This window comes from Cupriavidus sp. 01L43 (genome assembly GCF_056399925.1).
Genome location: NZ_JBFTSH010000015.1, coordinates 38,615 through 55,151, shown reverse-complemented (window position 1 = coordinate 55,151; position 16,537 = coordinate 38,615). Strand labels below are relative to the sequence as shown.

5 protein-coding genes are annotated in these 16,537 nt (G+C 70.0%); all 5 read left to right on the top strand.

Features of this window, described 5'->3' with window-relative positions; translation table 11 throughout:
* Positions 1-133 precede the first annotated feature (133 nt).
* Genes AC1DP9_RS21615 through AC1DP9_RS21595 form a run of 5 tightly spaced genes read left to right on the top strand, consistent with a single transcriptional unit; the run spans position 134 to position 16,525 of the window.
* A complete protein-coding gene (locus AC1DP9_RS21615; RefSeq protein WP_477108442.1) occupies positions 134-10,708 on the top strand; it encodes a VCBS domain-containing protein in 10,575 nt (3,524 codons plus the stop codon).
* A 1-nt stretch (position 10,709) separates the two neighbouring features.
* Positions 10,710-12,248, top strand: a complete 1,539-nt coding sequence (locus AC1DP9_RS21610) for a TolC family protein (protein ID WP_477108441.1) — start codon at positions 10,710-10,712, stop codon at positions 12,246-12,248.
* Positions 12,226-13,035, top strand: a complete 810-nt coding sequence (locus AC1DP9_RS21605) for an efflux RND transporter periplasmic adaptor subunit (protein WP_477108440.1) — start codon at positions 12,226-12,228, stop codon at positions 13,033-13,035. Before AC1DP9_RS21610 ends, AC1DP9_RS21605 begins: the two co-directional genes overlap by 23 nt.
* Complete coding sequence (locus AC1DP9_RS21600) at positions 13,032-14,381, top strand: efflux RND transporter periplasmic adaptor subunit (protein WP_477108439.1); 1,350 nt, start codon at positions 13,032-13,034, stop codon at positions 14,379-14,381. Before AC1DP9_RS21605 ends, AC1DP9_RS21600 begins: the two co-directional genes overlap by 4 nt.
* Positions 14,366-16,525: a site-2 protease family protein gene (locus tag AC1DP9_RS21595; protein ID WP_477108438.1), complete on the top strand. Its 2,160-nt coding sequence runs from the start codon at positions 14,366-14,368 to the stop codon at positions 16,523-16,525. The genes AC1DP9_RS21600 and AC1DP9_RS21595 overlap by 16 nt, the downstream gene beginning before the upstream one ends.
* Positions 16,526-16,537: the final 12 nt, after the last annotated feature.

Sequence of the window (16,537 nt, the reverse complement as noted above, 5' to 3'; positions counted from 1 at the left end):
TGCCAGATATGAAATTAGTCGCCTAGTGTTTCCAATCAACGGGTTGCGGCACGACAATGACACCGCACTTCAGATCGCCACACCTCTGCCAGACGGGCTCCGCCCTCGGCACCGTTGATGAAGGGGGAATCCAATGAAGCCGCATGGCGTCTTTCGCCCGCATTCGCACCCCCTCGCGCTGGAACCCCGCATCCTGTTCGACGGTGCCGCCGCCGCAGCAACGTCCGACCAGCACCATGCCACCGCCGACAAGAGCGCCACGGACGCCCATCCCGCCGCCACCGAGCCGCGCGAGAATGCCGCCGCCCCGGCGCCGACCGCGCCGCGCCACCTGGTGGTCATCGACAGCCGGCTGGAGAACCGCGAAGCGCTGACTGCCCAGTTGCCGGTGGACACCACAGCCATCGTCGTCGACCCCGGCACGGACGCGCTGAACGCCATCTCCGCTGCGCTGGCCCAGATGGCCAAGACCGGTCAGGTCGATTCGATCCAGATCTTTTCCCACGGCACCAGCGGGCAGTTCACGCTGGGCAACCGCACCTACACGGCCGAGTCGCTGGCGGGCTTTGCCGACACGCTGAAGTCCTGGCAAGGCGCCATGCGGCAGGACGCGGACATCCTGCTGTTCGGCTGCCAGGTGGGCGCCGGCGAGGCCGGCCGCGCGCTGGTGAGCCAGTTGGCCCGGCTGACGGACGCCGATGTCGGCGCCTCCGATGACGACACCGGCAGCGCCAGCGCGGGCGGCGACTGGACCCTCGAAGTGGCCAGCGGCATCCTCGACAAGCCGCTGGCCCTCAGCGATGCCGCCGTGCGCGACTACCAGGGCCTGATGGCCGATGCCAGCCCTACCCTCTCGATCGGCACGGCCACGAAGGACGTCGTGCTCGGTGGCACGGTCACCTTCGACGTGACGATGACCAACCCGTCGTCGCAGGTCGGCTACGGGCCTTACGTGGACCTCTACCTGTCCGCCAGCGGGCGCGATGGCGACGATGGCGTGACCTTCGTCTCGGCCACCTACCTCGGGCAGGCCGTGACGGCCTTTACCGTCACCTTCGACGCGCAGGGCAACGCCGTGCATCCGCTGGCCCGCGATGGCTCCGGCAACCCGATCATCATCAACGCGGCGTCGGTCGGCATGCGGCCGGGAGACCAGCTGGTGGTGCTGCAACTGCCGTTCGGCAGCCTGTCGCAGGGCCAGCCGCCGGTGACCATGCAGGTGACCGCCCGGCTCAGCGAGCTGGCGGACACCAGTTTCTCGAATGGCTCGCCCGACCTGCTGATCCGCGCCCGCGCCGGGTTCGAGCTGGGCAACGACTCGCTCAACAATCCGACCGATGACCCAAGCCTGATCGGCGCCGCGCTGGTGGACTTCACCGTCCACCCGACGCTGCTGACGATCACCGAAACGCTGGACATGACCGAGGGCGAGACCGCCACCGGGCCGAATTTCGTCCACCACGAGACGGTCACCATCACGCCGGCCACGCCCCAGCCGCTCAACACGGTGCGCGTGACCCAGGTCCTGCCGGACGACATCCAGGTCACCGCCATCACCCCCGGCGGCAACGGCGTGCTGGTCTCCATCACGCTGCAGGACGGCGCGGTGCTGACCAACCCCACCGCCATCGCCGCCGCGATTGCCGCCGACAACATCTTCATCGCCAGCTACACGGTGGAGTACGCCACGCTGACCGGCCCGGTGCAGAACGTGGTCAGCTTCTACGTGCCCGAAACCAACGCGGCCGGCACGCCGATCATCGACTCGTCCACCGGCGATGCCGTCAACATCACATTCGGCGATGTCACCGCCACCGGCAACTGGGTGCCGCTGGACCCGCGCGACCTCACGCCGCCGGCCACCTCGATCGCCTTCACCGCTTCCGGCGACGGCGCCGTCGCCAGCTTCACCGCGCGCGCCATCACGCTGGAGAAGCAGGCCACCATCGCCGCCGGCGGGGATGTGGGCAGCGCCGGGCCGTCGCCGGGCGACACCCTGCGCTACGACCTCAACCTGGCCATCTCCGACTACTTCGCCTTCGGCCAGAACCTGCTCTTCAACGGCAGCTTCACCGTGGTCGATACGCTGGGCGACGGCCAGACGCTGACCGGCACGCCCACGCTCGTGGTCACCCAGAACGGCATCACCCACACGCTCGCGCTGGTCACCTCGACCACGGTCAATGCCGATGGCACGACCACCCTCACTTTCGACATCGCCGCCTCGCTGCGCCAGTCGCCGGACTTCCCGATTGCCGCGCTGGTGGGCGATTTCGCCCTGAACGCCACGCAGAACGGCGCCACCACGGCGGTCATCAGCTATACCGCGCTGCTCGGCCAGCGCTACAGCGGCACCACCCGGCCGCAGCCCGAAATCAACGAGGGCGACGCCATCGGCAACGCCGCCACGGTCACCGCCACGCTGGTGCAGGACCCGCTGAACCTGACCGGCTTCACCGAAAGCGAGCAGTCCGCCTCCACCACCACGATCCCGGTCAGCCACATCGACATCGAGATCGTGGCCGTCAACGGCGGCACCCCGCCCGCCAGCGGCGAACTGCGCCCCGGCGACACCGTGACCTTCACGCTCAGCTACGACCTCGTCACCGGCGACTACGAGAACTTCAGCCTGACCACCTACCTGCCGCTGCCGCTGTTCGATGCCTCCGGCGTGGCCTGGAGCCAGGGCAGCGGGGTCAACCAGTGGACGCTCGGTGCCGGCAACACCAACCTCGGCCCGATCACCGGCGTGACCACCGGCCCCGGCAATTCGGTGGTGTTCACCTTCGGCGACTTCGCCACGGCCAGCGTCACCGGCAGCCGCATCGAGATCCAGTTCACCATGCGCGTGGGCGACCAGCCGTTCTCGGACCAGCGTTCGCTGGACGTGCTGGCGCAGTCCAGCCAGACCACCACGCTGAACCAGACCGTGCTGTCTTCGTCCGATGTGGCGGTGATCATCTCGGTGGCGGAGCCGGTGCTGGGCATCGAGCATGGCGTGGTGTCCACCTCGCACGGCACCGTGACCGGCACCACCGGCACCTGGGCGGCGCCCGGCAGCGGCGGCGCGCCGTTCACCGGCTCGGTGACCGACCTGGCGGCGCTGAACGGCGCGGTGACCGGGATCGATGCGGGCGACGTGGTGCGGCTTGCCACGGCCGTCGAGAACACCGGGGGCGGCGGCGCGTTCGACGTGGGCGTCTCCATCACCCTGCCGCCGGGCCTGAGCTTCCTCAACGGCAGCCTCGACGCCGCCAACCTGCGCATCTATCGCGGCAACGGCGTGGCGCTGGTGGAGGGCACCGACTACACCGTCAACGGCAACACCATCACCTTCCTCGATGCCGGCGCCGTGGCCACCCTGCTGGCGGGCCGCACCGGCGGCACGGCGGTGACCGACGGCTCCAACATCGTCGTCATCACCTATGACACCGTGGTGGCCAATGCCATTGCCGCCAGCAGCACGCTGCAAAGCACGGCGGCGCTGACCCACTACGCCAGCGTGGACGGAGGTGCCGATTTCACCACTTCCGACATCACCAACACGGCCGACGAACAGGTGGCCGCGCCCGAGGTGACCAAAGTCTTTGCCGGCGGCTCGCTCGATGACGGCGACTCCAGCGCCACGCAGACCACCGGCGCCAACCTGGTGGTCGGTGAGAGCATGCTTTACGACATCGTTGTCACCGTGCCCGAGGGCAGCACCCAGAGCCTGCGCGTGGACGATCTGATTCCGCCCGGCATGCAGCTCGATACGTCCTTCAACGGCGGACTCGGCTACGAACTCATCACCACCGTGGCCGGCAGCGCGGCGCTGACGGCGAATTTCAACGGCAACCTGACGATCGACAGCGTGTCCGGCCTCGGCGGCACCGCCGGCGCGGCCGGCGTGGGCGCCCGCATGACCTTCTCCGTGGCCGGCGCCACGGCAGACAACGTGGTCGGCAACGAGAAATTTGTCATCCGCCTGCGGCTGGTGGCCAGCAACGTGCCGGGCAACCAGGCCGGCACCACCCACGCCAACCAGGCCCAGGCGACCTTCAGCGACCCGGATGGCAACGTGCCCAACGGCACCGCCCCGGTGGACCGGACCGTGGCGCAATCGGGCGCGGCGCCCACCACCACGCTGGTCGAGCCCACGCTGACCATCACCCAGAGCACTTCCGCCCTGCCCCCGCTGGGCGTGGATGCCGGCGATGTGGTCGAGTTCACGGTGGTCATCACCAACGGCAGTGGCGCAGGCGACGTCAACGCCTACGACATCACCTTCTCGGACAACGTGCCGGGCCGGCTGATCAACCTGACGCTGTCCCAGGCGGTCTATGCAGGCGGCGCCACGGCCAACGGCGGGCCGGACTTCATTCTCGACGGCTCGCAGATCCGCACCGCCGATGGCGCCAATATCGACATCCCCACCGGCGGCAGCATCACGCTGCGCTTCACGGGCACGGTCAGCCCGGTCATCGGCGGCGCGCTGAACCTCGCCAACGTGGCCGTGGTGCAGTGGACCAGCCTCGACGGCACCACCGGCCCCGCCGCCAACCCGGCCGGCGAGCGTACCGGCACGGACGGCCTGCTCAACGGCGGCACGCTCAACGACTACCAGAGCGCCGCCACGGTCATCGTGCCGGTGTCGGCAGGCATCCAGATCTCCCGCGTGGGCGGCCTGCCCGATACCGCCGCGCCCTCCCCCACCACGGCGCTCAACGAGGACGTGGCCGTGGGCGAGGTGTTGCGCTACCGGGTCGTCGCACTGGTGCCGGAAGGCGTCACGGAGAACTTCTCGGTGCAGGTCACGCTGCAGAACGGGCTCGAGTTCCTGAACGACGGCACGATCCGCATGACCTTCGTCTCCGCCGGCGGCATCGTCTCCACGCTGACGCTGATCAGCAGCGGCTCGCTCAACGTCAGCGGCAACGAAAACAGCCCGATCGCCCTGCCGATCACCGCCACGCTGAGCGGCCCCGCGCCGGACGGCGTGCTGCTGCCGACGCAGATCCTCGTCAGCCGCGATGCCAACGGCAACACCGTGGTGACCTTCGCGCTCGGCACGCTGGCCAATGCCGACCGGGATCTCGACCTCGAAGGCGTTTCCATCGAATTCAATGCGCGCGTGGCGAATCAGGCTGGCAATGTGCGCGATACACCGCTCGCCGTGACGGCGGCGGACTTCAGCGGCACCACGGCGCTGTCCCAGTCGGACACCGTGATCGAAATCATTGCCGAACCCGGCTTCAGCGGCATGAACAAGCAGGTGGTGGACTTCGTGCCGAACCCTGCCGGCAGCACCGGCACCGCGACAGTCTCGGTGCGCTTCACCGGATCCGGCGACATGACCGCCTATGACGTGGCCCTGACCGATGGCTTCCCGGGCAGCGCCAACTACGCGCTGGTCAGCGTGACCATCGACGGCGTGACCTACGGCCAGGGCAACCTGCCGGCTGGCGTGAGCTTCAGCGGCACGGGCGGCGTGACCGTGAACTTCGCGTCGCTGGCCAGCACCTCGGTCGTCGAGGTCCGCTACACCGTGGAGGTGCCGAACACTGCCACCATCGCCGCGACCAACGCCGAACTGCGCTGGACCAGCCTGCCGCCGGGCTTCAGCAGCTGGGGCGGCTCGCCCGTGGGCACCCCGGGCGCGGCGGATGGCGAACGCACCGGCAGCGAGACCGGCCCGAACAACTACGTGCTGCGCGAAGCGGCCGGCCTCGGCATCATCGCCGGCACGCTGTGGGACGACACCGCCTCGGCCGATACCTCGGTCACGCCGGACGGCGCCGGCCTGCCCGGCCAGCAGGTCACGCTGACCTGGGCCGGCGTGGATGGGGACTTCGCCACGGCGACGGACAACCGCACCTACACCACCACCACCGACGGCACCGGCCGCTACCAGTTCGGCGTGCTGCCCTCGGGCCTGTTCCGGATCGATACCCCCGCAGGCACCATCACCTATGCCCAGCCGCTGGGCAGCCTGCACGTGCGCATCGACACGGACGGCAGTTCCCCGCTGGCGCAGATCGTCGTCACGCTGGGCGAAGGGGTGGCCGCCACGGCCGATGCGGGCTACGTGCAGATCAACGATGCGCCGGTCAATACCGTGCCCGGCACGCAGAATGGCGCCGAGGACACGCCGCTGGCCATCGGCGGCATTACCGTCGCGGACGTGGATGCCGGCACCGGCGTCGTGCAGGTGACGCTGGGCGTGCTGCACGGCACGCTGTCGCTGTCGGCGCCGCCGGCCGGGGTCACGGTCGCGGGCGACCAATCGGCCAACCTGTCGCTGACCGGCACGCTCGATGCGATCAATGCTGCACTCGCCACGCTGGTCTACCTCGGCAATCAGGATTTCAACGGCGCCGACACGCTCACCGTTATCACCAACGACCACGGCCACAGCGGCGACGCCGGCACCCTGAACGGCACGCCGAACGAGGACCCCGCCGACGCCCTGACCGACACCGACAGCTTCCAGATCGTGCTGGCGCCGGTCAACGACACCCCGGTGGCCAACAACGATGTCGCCGATGCCCGCGAGGCCGGCGGCCAGGCCAACGGCACCGTGGGCCTCGACCCGCGCGGCAGCGTGCTCGACAACGACACCGACGTGGACATCGCCACCAACGGCGACGCCCTGCGCGTGGTGAGCCTCCGCTCCGAGATCAACGGGCCGATCCTGCTGCCGAACCCCGGCGCCGGCTCGCTGGCCGGCCGCTACGGCACGCTCACGCTCAACGCCACGGGCGGCTACGTCTACACCGTCGACAACAACAACGCCGCCGTGCAGGCGCTCAGGCTCTCGGGCCAGACACTGGTCGAAACCTTCACCTACACGATCTTCGATGGCGCCAACGCCAGCGCCACGGCCACGCTGACCGTGACCATCCACGGCGCCAACGACAACCCGGTGGGCGTGAACGACGCCGGCACGGCGCTGGAGGCCGGCGGCGTGGCCAACGGCACGCCGGGCACGGCGGCCACCGGCAACGTGCTGCCCAACGACACCGACGTGGACAGCACCGCCAATGGCGAGTCCCACACGGTCACGGGCGTGCGGACCATCATCGCCGCGCAGGCGGGCCCGGTCATCCCCGTGGCCCCGAATACCAGCAGCGGCACCGGCGCGGTGGTCATCGGCCAGTACGGCACGCTGACGATTGGCGCGGACGGCAGCTATCGCTATGTGGTCGACGATGCCAACGCCACCGTGCAGCGCATGCACGCCGGCGACAGCCTGATCGATACCTTCAGCTACGTGGTCACCGACGCGGGCGGGCTGAACGGCATCGCCGAGCTGACCATCACGATTCAGGGCAGCAACGACAACCCCGTGGCCAACGACGACACCGGCAGCGCCTCGCCGGCCTCGACGGACGGCGTCACGCCCGAATCGCACGCCACCGGCAATGTCGTCACCACGGGCCCCGGCGCGGACAGCGACGTGGACGCGGCGGACCAGCCCAACAGCCAGTTGCATGTCGATGGCATCCGCACCGGCACCGAGTTGGCCGGCGGCACGCTGACCGCCGTAGCCGCCAACACCACGGCGACGACCGGCACGGTGGTGATCGGCCTGTACGGCACGCTGACCATCGGCGCGGATGGCAGCTACGACTACGACGTCGACAGCACCAACGCCACGCTGCGCAACCTGCCCCCGGGCGCCACGGTCACGGAGACCTTCACCTACCGGATCACGGACACGGCCGGGCTGACCGACATCGCCCAGCTCGTCATCACCGTCAGCGGCGTCAACGACCCGCCCGTGGCGCAGAACGACACCGCGCAGGCCATCGAGGCCGGCGGCGTGGGCAACGGCACGGCGGGCGTCGATCCCGCCGGCAGCGTGCTGGCCAACGATGCCGATCCGGACGGCGATGCGATGACCGTCACCGCCGTGCGCACCGGCACGGAAGCGGGCTCGGGTACCGCCGGCACGCTGGGCCAGGCGCTGACGGGCATCTATGGGGCGCTGGTGCTCAATGCCGATGGCACCTATCGCTATATCGTGGACAACGGCAACCCTGCGGTGCAGGCCCTGCGGACCGATACCGACACCCTGAGCGAGACCTTCACCTACACCATCGCCAGTTCCGGCGGCACGGACGTGGCCCAGATCACCATCGTCATCCATGGCCGCAACGACAACCCGGTGGCCGTGGACGACACCGGCACGGCCATCGAGGCCGGCGGCACCCTGAATGGCAACCCGGGCCAGAACGCCACCGGCAATGTGCTGACTACGCCTCCCGGCGCCGATACCGATGTGGACGCCAGCGACACCGCCACCGTGACCGCCATCCGCACCGGCACCGAGACGGCCGGCGGCACGCTGACCGCCTTCACCGGCTCGACCACCGTGACGGGCACCTACGGCACGCTGACCCTCCAGGCCAACGGCACCTTCGTCTACGCCGTGGACAACAGCCTGGCCGCCGTGCAGGCGCTGCGGCCCGGCCAGTCGGTCTCGGAGACGTTCACCTACCAGATGGCCGATGCGGCCGGCGGCACCGACCTCGCCCAGATCATCGTCACGGTCAACGGCGCCTGGGATGCCCCCGTGGCCACCGACGACCGCGCGCTGGCCGCCGCCGGCAACGGCAACGGACCGCCGTTCAATCCCACCGGCAACGTGCTGCCCAATGACACCGATGTCGATGCCGGCGATGTGCTCGCGGTGACCGGCATCGTCTCCGAGAACCTGAGCCCCGGCGGCGGGCTGGCGCCGGTGGCGGCGGGCAGCACCAGCGCCACGGGCAGCATCGTCGTCGGCCAGTACGGCACGCTGTTCATCGGCGCGGACGGCAGCTACCGCTACGTGGTGGACGTCACCAACCCGGTACTGGTCAACCTGCCGCGGCTGGGCAGCGTGACCGAGGTCTTCACCTATCAGGCGACGGACCTGGGCGGGCTGTCCGCCACGGCGCAACTGACCATCACCGTGTTCGGCCGCAACGACGCACCGGTGCCCGTGGACGACTTCGGCATCGCCATCGAGGCCTCGGGCGTGAACAACACGGTCTCGGGCACCTCGCCGGACGGCAACGTGCTGCAGAACGATGTCGATCCGGACAGCAACACCTTGTCCGTCACCGGCATCCGCACCGGCACCCGCGACTCGAACAACCCCGACGAGAACGTCGGCCGCATCGGCGACGTGCTGCAAGGCCGCTACGGCACGCTCGTGCTGCTGCCCGGCGGCGGCTGGAAGTACGTGCTGGACAACGACAACCCGGTGGTGAACGGCCTGCGCACCGGCGACCAGACCCTGCAGGAGGTCTTCACCTACACCTCGGTCGATACGCTGGGCGCCGCCGCGCTGGGCGAGTTGCACATCACCATCATCGGTCGTAACGACACGCCGGTGGCCCAGGACGACGCCGCCATCGCCATCGAGGCCGGCGGCGTGGCCAACGGCACGCCGGGGGTGAACCCCGAGGGCGACGTGCTGGCCAACGACCGGGACGTCGATTTCACGATCCTCGGCGAGACCCGCGCGGTGGTCACCTTCGGCACCGAGACGGGCGCCGAGGCGGCCGCCGGACAGGTGCTGGCCGGCCGCTACGGCACCCTCACGCTGCGCGCGGACGGCAGCTACACCTATGTGATCGACAACGACAATCCGGACGTCCAGGCGCTGCGCACGGCGGACGAGGTGCTGAGCGAGACCTTCACCTACGTCATGCAGGACACCGCCGGCGCCACCTCGGTGGCCCGGCTGACCGTGCGCATCCAGGGCAGCAACGACAACCCCGTGGCGCAGGACGACGCCGTGACCGCCAGCGACCAGATTCCCGCGCCGCAGGCCAGCGGCAACGTGCTGCCCAATGACAGCGACATCGATGCCGCCGAGCAGTTGACCGTGGTCGGCGTGCGCACCGGCGCTGAGACCGGCACCGGCACGGCCGGCACGGTCGGGCAGAGCCTGGCGGGCCTCTACGGCACCCTGGTGCTCAACGCGGACGGCAGCTACACCTACACCATCGACCAGTCCAACCCGGACGTGCTGCGCGCGGCGGGCATGGGGCTGGTCCTCCACGACACCTTCACCTACACCGTGGCGGACCGCGCCGGCGCCACCGATCTGGCCCAGCTGGTGGTCAACCTCGATATCGCCACGCCGTACATCCCGCCGCCCGACTATGGCGATTTCTGGCACGACGACCGCGGCGGATACGACCAGCTCGGCCGCTCGTTCCTGCCGGAGATCAATCCGGCCGTGTTCGTGACGCCCGAAGTGCAGCGCGTGTCCAACGTCAGCCGGATCACGCAGGCGAATTTCGACGAGGGCCTGCTGGGACTGGTCGAGGACGCCGAGATCGGCGTCGATCGGCGCATCCCCGTGGTGCCGGGCCAGTTCGTGCACCGGGAAGTGCGCGACAGCCAGCTCGTCTCCGCCTACGACCGCACCTCGGTGCGCAGCCGGCACGGCGTGGTCAACCTCAGCGCCGATGGTCTGCTGAGCGAGCCGTCCGTGCAGACCGTGGACCCGGCCAAGCTCATCCATGTGCCGACGGCAGCCGAAAGCGCGACACCGCCGGACGCCGCGCCAGCACGCCCTGCACCCGCCAAGCCGCCCGCGCCCGCGCCCGCCCCGCGCGCCGCCGCCGATTTCCAGAGCCAGTTGCACGCCGCCGCCGCGCGGCTGCACCCGTTCCAGCCGCGCCCCGCGCCGGCTTCCCACGCAGACAACCACCCGGGAGGGGAGTGATATGCGAATGCGTCCGGTCAGCATGCTGAGCGCAAGCCTCGGCATCACCCTGCTCCTGAGCGCCTGTGGTTCCACCCAGCCGAAGCCGTACACCAAGGAAGAGCAGCAGCTGCAGATCTCGGCGGACAAGGCCACGATGTACGAGGACCAGGAGCCGGTCACTCGCCCCATCACGTTCTATGAGGCGGCGGCGCGCGCGCTCAAGTACAACCTCGACTACCGCCTCAAGCTGATGGAAAGCGCGCTGTCGGCCAAGCTGCGCGATGTGTCGAGCCACGAGATGCTGCCCCGCATCGTGGCCGGCACCGGCATCGCGGCGCGCAGCAACGATTCGGGCGGGACGTCGATCGGCATCGAGGACCGTCAGGTCAGCTTGCGGCCGTCCACGTCCGAAGAGCGCTTCCACATGCTGAGCAACCTCGGCCTGAGCTGGAGCCTGCTCGATTTCGGCGTGGCCTACTACCGCACCCAGCAGCGCTCCGACCAGATCCTGATGGCCGAGGAGCGGCGCCGCAAGGTGGCGCAGAACGTGCTGCAGGACGTGCGCAACGCGTACTGGCGCGCGCTGGCCGCGCAGCGGCTCAAGCCCGAGGTGGACCGGCTGCTGGAACGCACGCAGAAGGCGCTGGGCGCCGCGCGCGAGGCCGAGCAGAAGGGGCTGATGCCGCGCCAGCAGATCCTGGCCTACCAGCGCGCCCTGCTCGACTCGGTCTACCTGCTGACCATCCGCCGGCAGGACCTGGAGCTGTCGCAGGCGGAGCTGGCCGCGCTGATGTCGCTGCCGCCCGGCGTGCCGATGGTGCTGGCCGAGATGCCCGAGCAGGTGCTGCCGCAGCAGACCGTGGAGGTGGGCCGGCTGGAGCAACTGTCGCTCGAGAACCGCCCCGAGATCGCGGAGGAGTGGTACCGCAAGCGCGTCAACGCCAATGACCTCAAGGTCGCCAAGGCGCAGCTCTGGCCGAACATCGGGCTCGACGCCGGCCTCCAGTACGACACCAACACCTTCCTCTACAACAACTACTGGTCGCAGATCGGCCTGACGGTCTCCGTCAACCTGGTGAAGCTGCTGCAATACCCGCTGCTCAACGCCACGCAGGACGCCCAGGCCCACGCGGACGACATGCGCCGCGTGGCGCTCTCGATGGCGATCCTGACGCAGGTGCGCGTGGGGCTGCTGCGCTACCGGCTGGCGCTGCAGGAGATGCAGTTCGCCGAGGACGGCCTGCGCGTGGATACCAGCCTGCTCGACTATGCCCGCGCGGCGCAGACCACCACGTTCGGCTCCGAGCTGGAGCTGATCCGCTCGGAGGGCCGCTACCTGCTCTCGCGCTACCAGCGCGAGGCGGCGTACTCCAACGCCCAGGCCGCCTGGGGCCGGCTCTACAACTCGATCGGCTTCGACATCATGCCGGAGGCCATCGAGCGCGGCGACATCGCCACGCTGGCCAGCGAGATCGAACGTACCGTCAATCGTCAGGAACAGACCAACCTGCTGGTCATCGCCCAAGGAGCCCCGAATGCCGAAGCCGCAAGGCCATGACCGTCGCCGTTCGCCACGCCATGCGTTGTCCCTGACGACCGCGCTGGCCCTGACAGCAAGCGGTATCGGCATGGCATGGGCGGCGCCGGCCACACCCGCCGCGTCTCCCGCCGGCCTCAGCGACCCCAACGCGATCCGCGTGCTGCTGGTGGCGGGCCTGGAGACCACGCTGTCCGCGCAGATGAACGGCACGCTGGGCGACCTGCGCGTGGCGCTGGGGCAGAAGGTGGCGCGCAACGCGGTGCTGGTGCAACTCAACTGCGGCGAAATCCAGGCCCGGGCGGACGTGGCCCGCGCCGAACTGGCCATGGCGAAGCAGAACCTGGTCGGCAAGAAGGGGCTGCAGGAGCTGAACGCTGCCGGCGAGATCGAGGTCGGCCTCGCCCGTACGGACGTGGAGAAGGCCGAGGGCGCCCTCGCCCTGAGCCGCGTGCAGCTTGGCTACTGCAAGGTGCAGGCGCCGTTCAACGGGCGCGTGGCCAAGGTCTATATCAAGCCCTTCCAGACCGTCAGCGCAGGCACGCCGCTGTTCGACATCGTCGGGGACGGCGTGCTCAAGGCGCGGCTGAATGTGCCGTCCGTGCTGCTGCGGCGGCTCAAGGTGGGGCAGCCGTTCGAGATCACCATCCAGGAAACCGGCAAGACCTATCCGAGCCGGGTGGCCGCCATCAACGCCCGCGTGGATGCGGTGGCCCAGACCGTGGAACTGGAAGCGCGGCTGGACGCCGAACACCCCGAACTGAGTGCCGGCATGAGCGGCGTGGCCCGCTTCCCGGACGCGCAATGACTGCCAGCCTGCCGCCGCAACCGGGTCCGGGGCTGCTGCCGGGCGTGCTGGCCCTGCGTGACCGGGCGCTGGCGGCGGACAGCCTGAACGCGCTGGCGTTCTCCATGGCCAACGACCTGTACCCGATGATCGAGTACCGGCAGGCCGTGGTGATGGCCGAGCGTGGCGGGTCGATGACCCTGCTCGCCCTCTCCGGGCTGGCCCGGCCCGACACCGACTCGCCCTTCCTGGTCTGGCTGCGCGGCGCGGCGCGCTGGCTGTCGAAGCAATTGCCCGACGCCGCCCCGCGCTGGGTGCCCTACGCGCCCGACGCCATGCCGCCGGACGTGGCCGAAGGCTGGGCCGAATGGTGGCCAGCCGGCGCCTTCTGCGTGCCGATGCACGACGCGGCCGGCAATCGGCTCGGGCTGGTGATCTTCCTGCTCGATACCCCGGTCTCGGACGCCCAACAAACGGTGCTGCAAGGCGTCTGGCGCACCTGGGCCTACTGCTGGGCCGCACTGGTACGGCAGCGGCCCGGCCTGCGCTGGCGCCCCGGGCGCCGTCAGGTGGCGGTGGTGGTGGCGCTGCTGGCCGCGCTGCTGCTGATTCCGGTGCGCCAGACCGTGCTGGCCCCGGCCGAGATCGTCTCGCGCGAGGCGCAGGTGGTCGCCTCCCCCATCGACGGCGTGATCGCGCGCATGCTGGTACGCCCCAACCAGCCTGTGGAAGTTGGCACACCGCTGTTCTCGCTCGATGAAACCACGCTGCGCAGCCGCGCGGAGGTACTCACGCGGCAGGTGGCCGTGGCCGATGCCGAACTGCTGGCGGCCAGCCAACGCGCCTTCGACAATCCGCAGAGCAAGAGCGAACTCGCCGTGCTGGGTGCCACCGCGCAGGAGCGGCGGGCGGAACTGGGCGCGGTGCAGGCCCAGCTCCAGCGCACGCAGGTGCTCTCCCCGCGTGCCGGCGTGGCGGTCTATGGCGACCCGGACGACTGGCTCGGCAAGCCCGTGGTCACCGGCGAGCGTGTGCTGACCGTGGCCGATCCCGCGCAGCCGGCCATGCTGGTGCACCTGCCCGTGGCAGACGCCATCGCGCTGGAACCCGGCGCCGAAGTCACGCTCTACCTGACCGCCTTCCCGCTGGCGCCGCTGCGCGGCAAGATCCTGGAAACCAGCTATCAGGCGCGCCCCGGCGACGACAGCGTGGTGGCCTACCGGCTGCTGGCCAGCGTGGACGATGTCCCCGCGCACGCCCGGCTCGGCCTGCACGGCACCGCCAAGCTCTATGGCGAGCGCGTGAGCCTTGGCTACTACCTGCTGCGCCGCCCGCTGGCGGCGGCGCGCGCATGGACGGGCTGGTGATGGCCACCGCGCCGATGGGCCTGCTGGCGAATGCCGCCGATACGGTGGACCCGGCCGACGTGCCGCTGATGCCGCTGCGCCCCGACCTGCGCCTCGCCGAAACCGCCCGCAACGCCAGCGGCGAGCCGGCCTGGGTGATCCAGGACACCGTGCTGAACCGCTTCTTCCGCATCGGCTGGTTCGAATTCGAATGCCTGCTGCGCTGGCACGGCACGCCGCGCCAGGTCTGCGACGCCGTGTGCGCGGAAACGCCGATGGCGCCGGACGTGGCGCAGGTGCTCGCGCTCAACCAGTTCCTCGCCCGCAACGACCTGCTGCGCCCAGACGCCCAGGCGCGCGACCGGCTGGCCCGGCAGGCGCGCGGCCAGGGTCCGCGCTGGCTGACGTGGCGCTGGTGGCTCCACCACTACCTGTTCTTCCGCATTCCGCTGGTGCGGCCCCAGCGCATGCTGGCCGCCGTGACCCCGCACCTGGGCTGGCTGTTCCACCGCGCCACGGCGGTGGTCATCGCGCTGCTCGGCCTGCTTGGCGTGGTGCTGGTGCTGCATCAGTGGGACACCTTCACCCACGACGTGGTCGAGTCGTTCTCCACCGAAGGGCTGCTGAGCTTCGCGGCGGCGCTGATCATCGCCAAGACGCTGCACGAACTGGCGCACGCGCTGGTGGCCACGCGGCTCGGCGTGAAGGTGGCGCACATGGGCATCGCCTTCGTCGTCATGTGGCCGATGCTGTACACGGACACCGGCGAAAGCTGGAAGCTCACGCGGGCGCGTCAGCGGCTGGCCATCGCCTCGGCCGGCATCCTGTGCGAGATCGCGCTGGCCGGACTGGCTTCGCTGGGCTGGGCGCTCAGCGAGCCCGGGCCATGGCGCAACGGCCTGCTCTACCTCGCCACCACCAGCTGGGCGCTCTCGCTGGCGCTCAATGCCAGCCCGTTCATGCGCTTCGACGGGTATTTCATCCTGACCGATCTGCTCGACTTCCCGAACCTGCACGAGCGCGCCTCCGCCCAGGCGCGCGTGGCGCTGCGCCGCGCCGTGCTGGGCCTGCGCGAGCCGTGGCCGGAGGCGTTCCCGCCGCAGCGCCGGCACTTCCTGATCGGCTTCGCCATCGTGACGTGGCTGTACCGGCTGGTGCTGTTCGTGGGCATTGCGGTGGCGGTCTACCTGTTCTTCTTCAAGCTGCTGGGCATCCTGCTGTTCGCGGTGGAGATCGTCTGGTTTGTCATCGCGCCGGTCTGGCGGGAGATGCGGCACTGGTGGGCGCATCGCGCCAGCGTGCCCGGGCGGCGGCGCCGGGCGCTGCTGGCGGTGGCCGGCATCGCCGTGCTGCTGCTGGCGCTGCCGTGGCGCACGCAGATCCATGCGGTAGGCGTGGCGCGCTCGGCCCATCAGGTGCGCGTGTTCGCGCCGTTCGCGTCGCGCGTGGTGGCCATCCAGCCGCCGGGCACGGTCAAGGCCGGCGATTCACTGGCGGTGCTGGAGGAACCCGACATCAGTTCCCGCATCGGCAAGAGCGAAGCCGCGCGCCAGGGCATGCTGGCGCGTCTCTCGGGGCTGGTGGCGGACGCCTCGGGGCTGGAGCAGCAGGCCGTCACGCGCGAGCGGCTGCGGGTGCAGATGGAGGAAGGCGCGTCGGCGCGGCTGGAAATCGCCCGCCTGAGCATGATCGCGCCGTTTGCCGGGCGATGGATGGACGTGGACCCGGACCGCAAGCCCGGCCAGTGGATCGGCAATCGGGAGGCGATCGGCATCCTGTTCGATCCGGCGCACTGGGAGGCCGACGCCTATGTGAAGCAGGATGAGATTCCTCGCATCAAGGCGGGCAGCCGCGTGCGTTTCTATCAGGAAGGACAGCCGACGCCGATTGCCGGCGAGGTGATCGCCATCGACAGCACGCGCGCCAAGCAGCTGTCCCACCCGATGCTCGCGGCGCGCCACCACGGGCCGGTGACCACGGTGGCGGCGCAGGACGCCCTGACGCCGAACCCGGCCCTGTTCCACGTGCTGGTGCGACTGGACGGCCCGCCGGTTGGCCAGCGCGAGGCGCGCGGACAACTGCAGATCGACGGCGAGCGGCGCAGCCCGCTGGCGGAAGCGTTCCGCCATATGTCCGCCGCGCTGCTGCGTGAAAGCGCCTTTTAAGTCGCTTCCACG

Bases quoted from the DNA above. Each gene is read 5' to 3' on its own strand.
- AC1DP9_RS21605 (WP_477108440.1), top strand. From the start codon at position 12,226: ATGCCGAAGCCGCAAGGCCATGACCGTCGCCGTTCGCCACGCCATGCG.
- AC1DP9_RS21615 (WP_477108442.1), top strand. From the start codon at position 134: ATGAAGCCGCATGGCGTCTTTCGCCCGCATTCGCACCCCCTCGCGCTG.
- AC1DP9_RS21610 (WP_477108441.1), top strand. From the start codon at position 10,710: ATGCGAATGCGTCCGGTCAGCATGCTGAGCGCAAGCCTCGGCATCACC.
- AC1DP9_RS21600 (WP_477108439.1), top strand. From the start codon at position 13,032: ATGACTGCCAGCCTGCCGCCGCAACCGGGTCCGGGGCTGCTGCCGGGC.
- AC1DP9_RS21595 (WP_477108438.1), top strand. From the start codon at position 14,366: ATGGACGGGCTGGTGATGGCCACCGCGCCGATGGGCCTGCTGGCGAAT.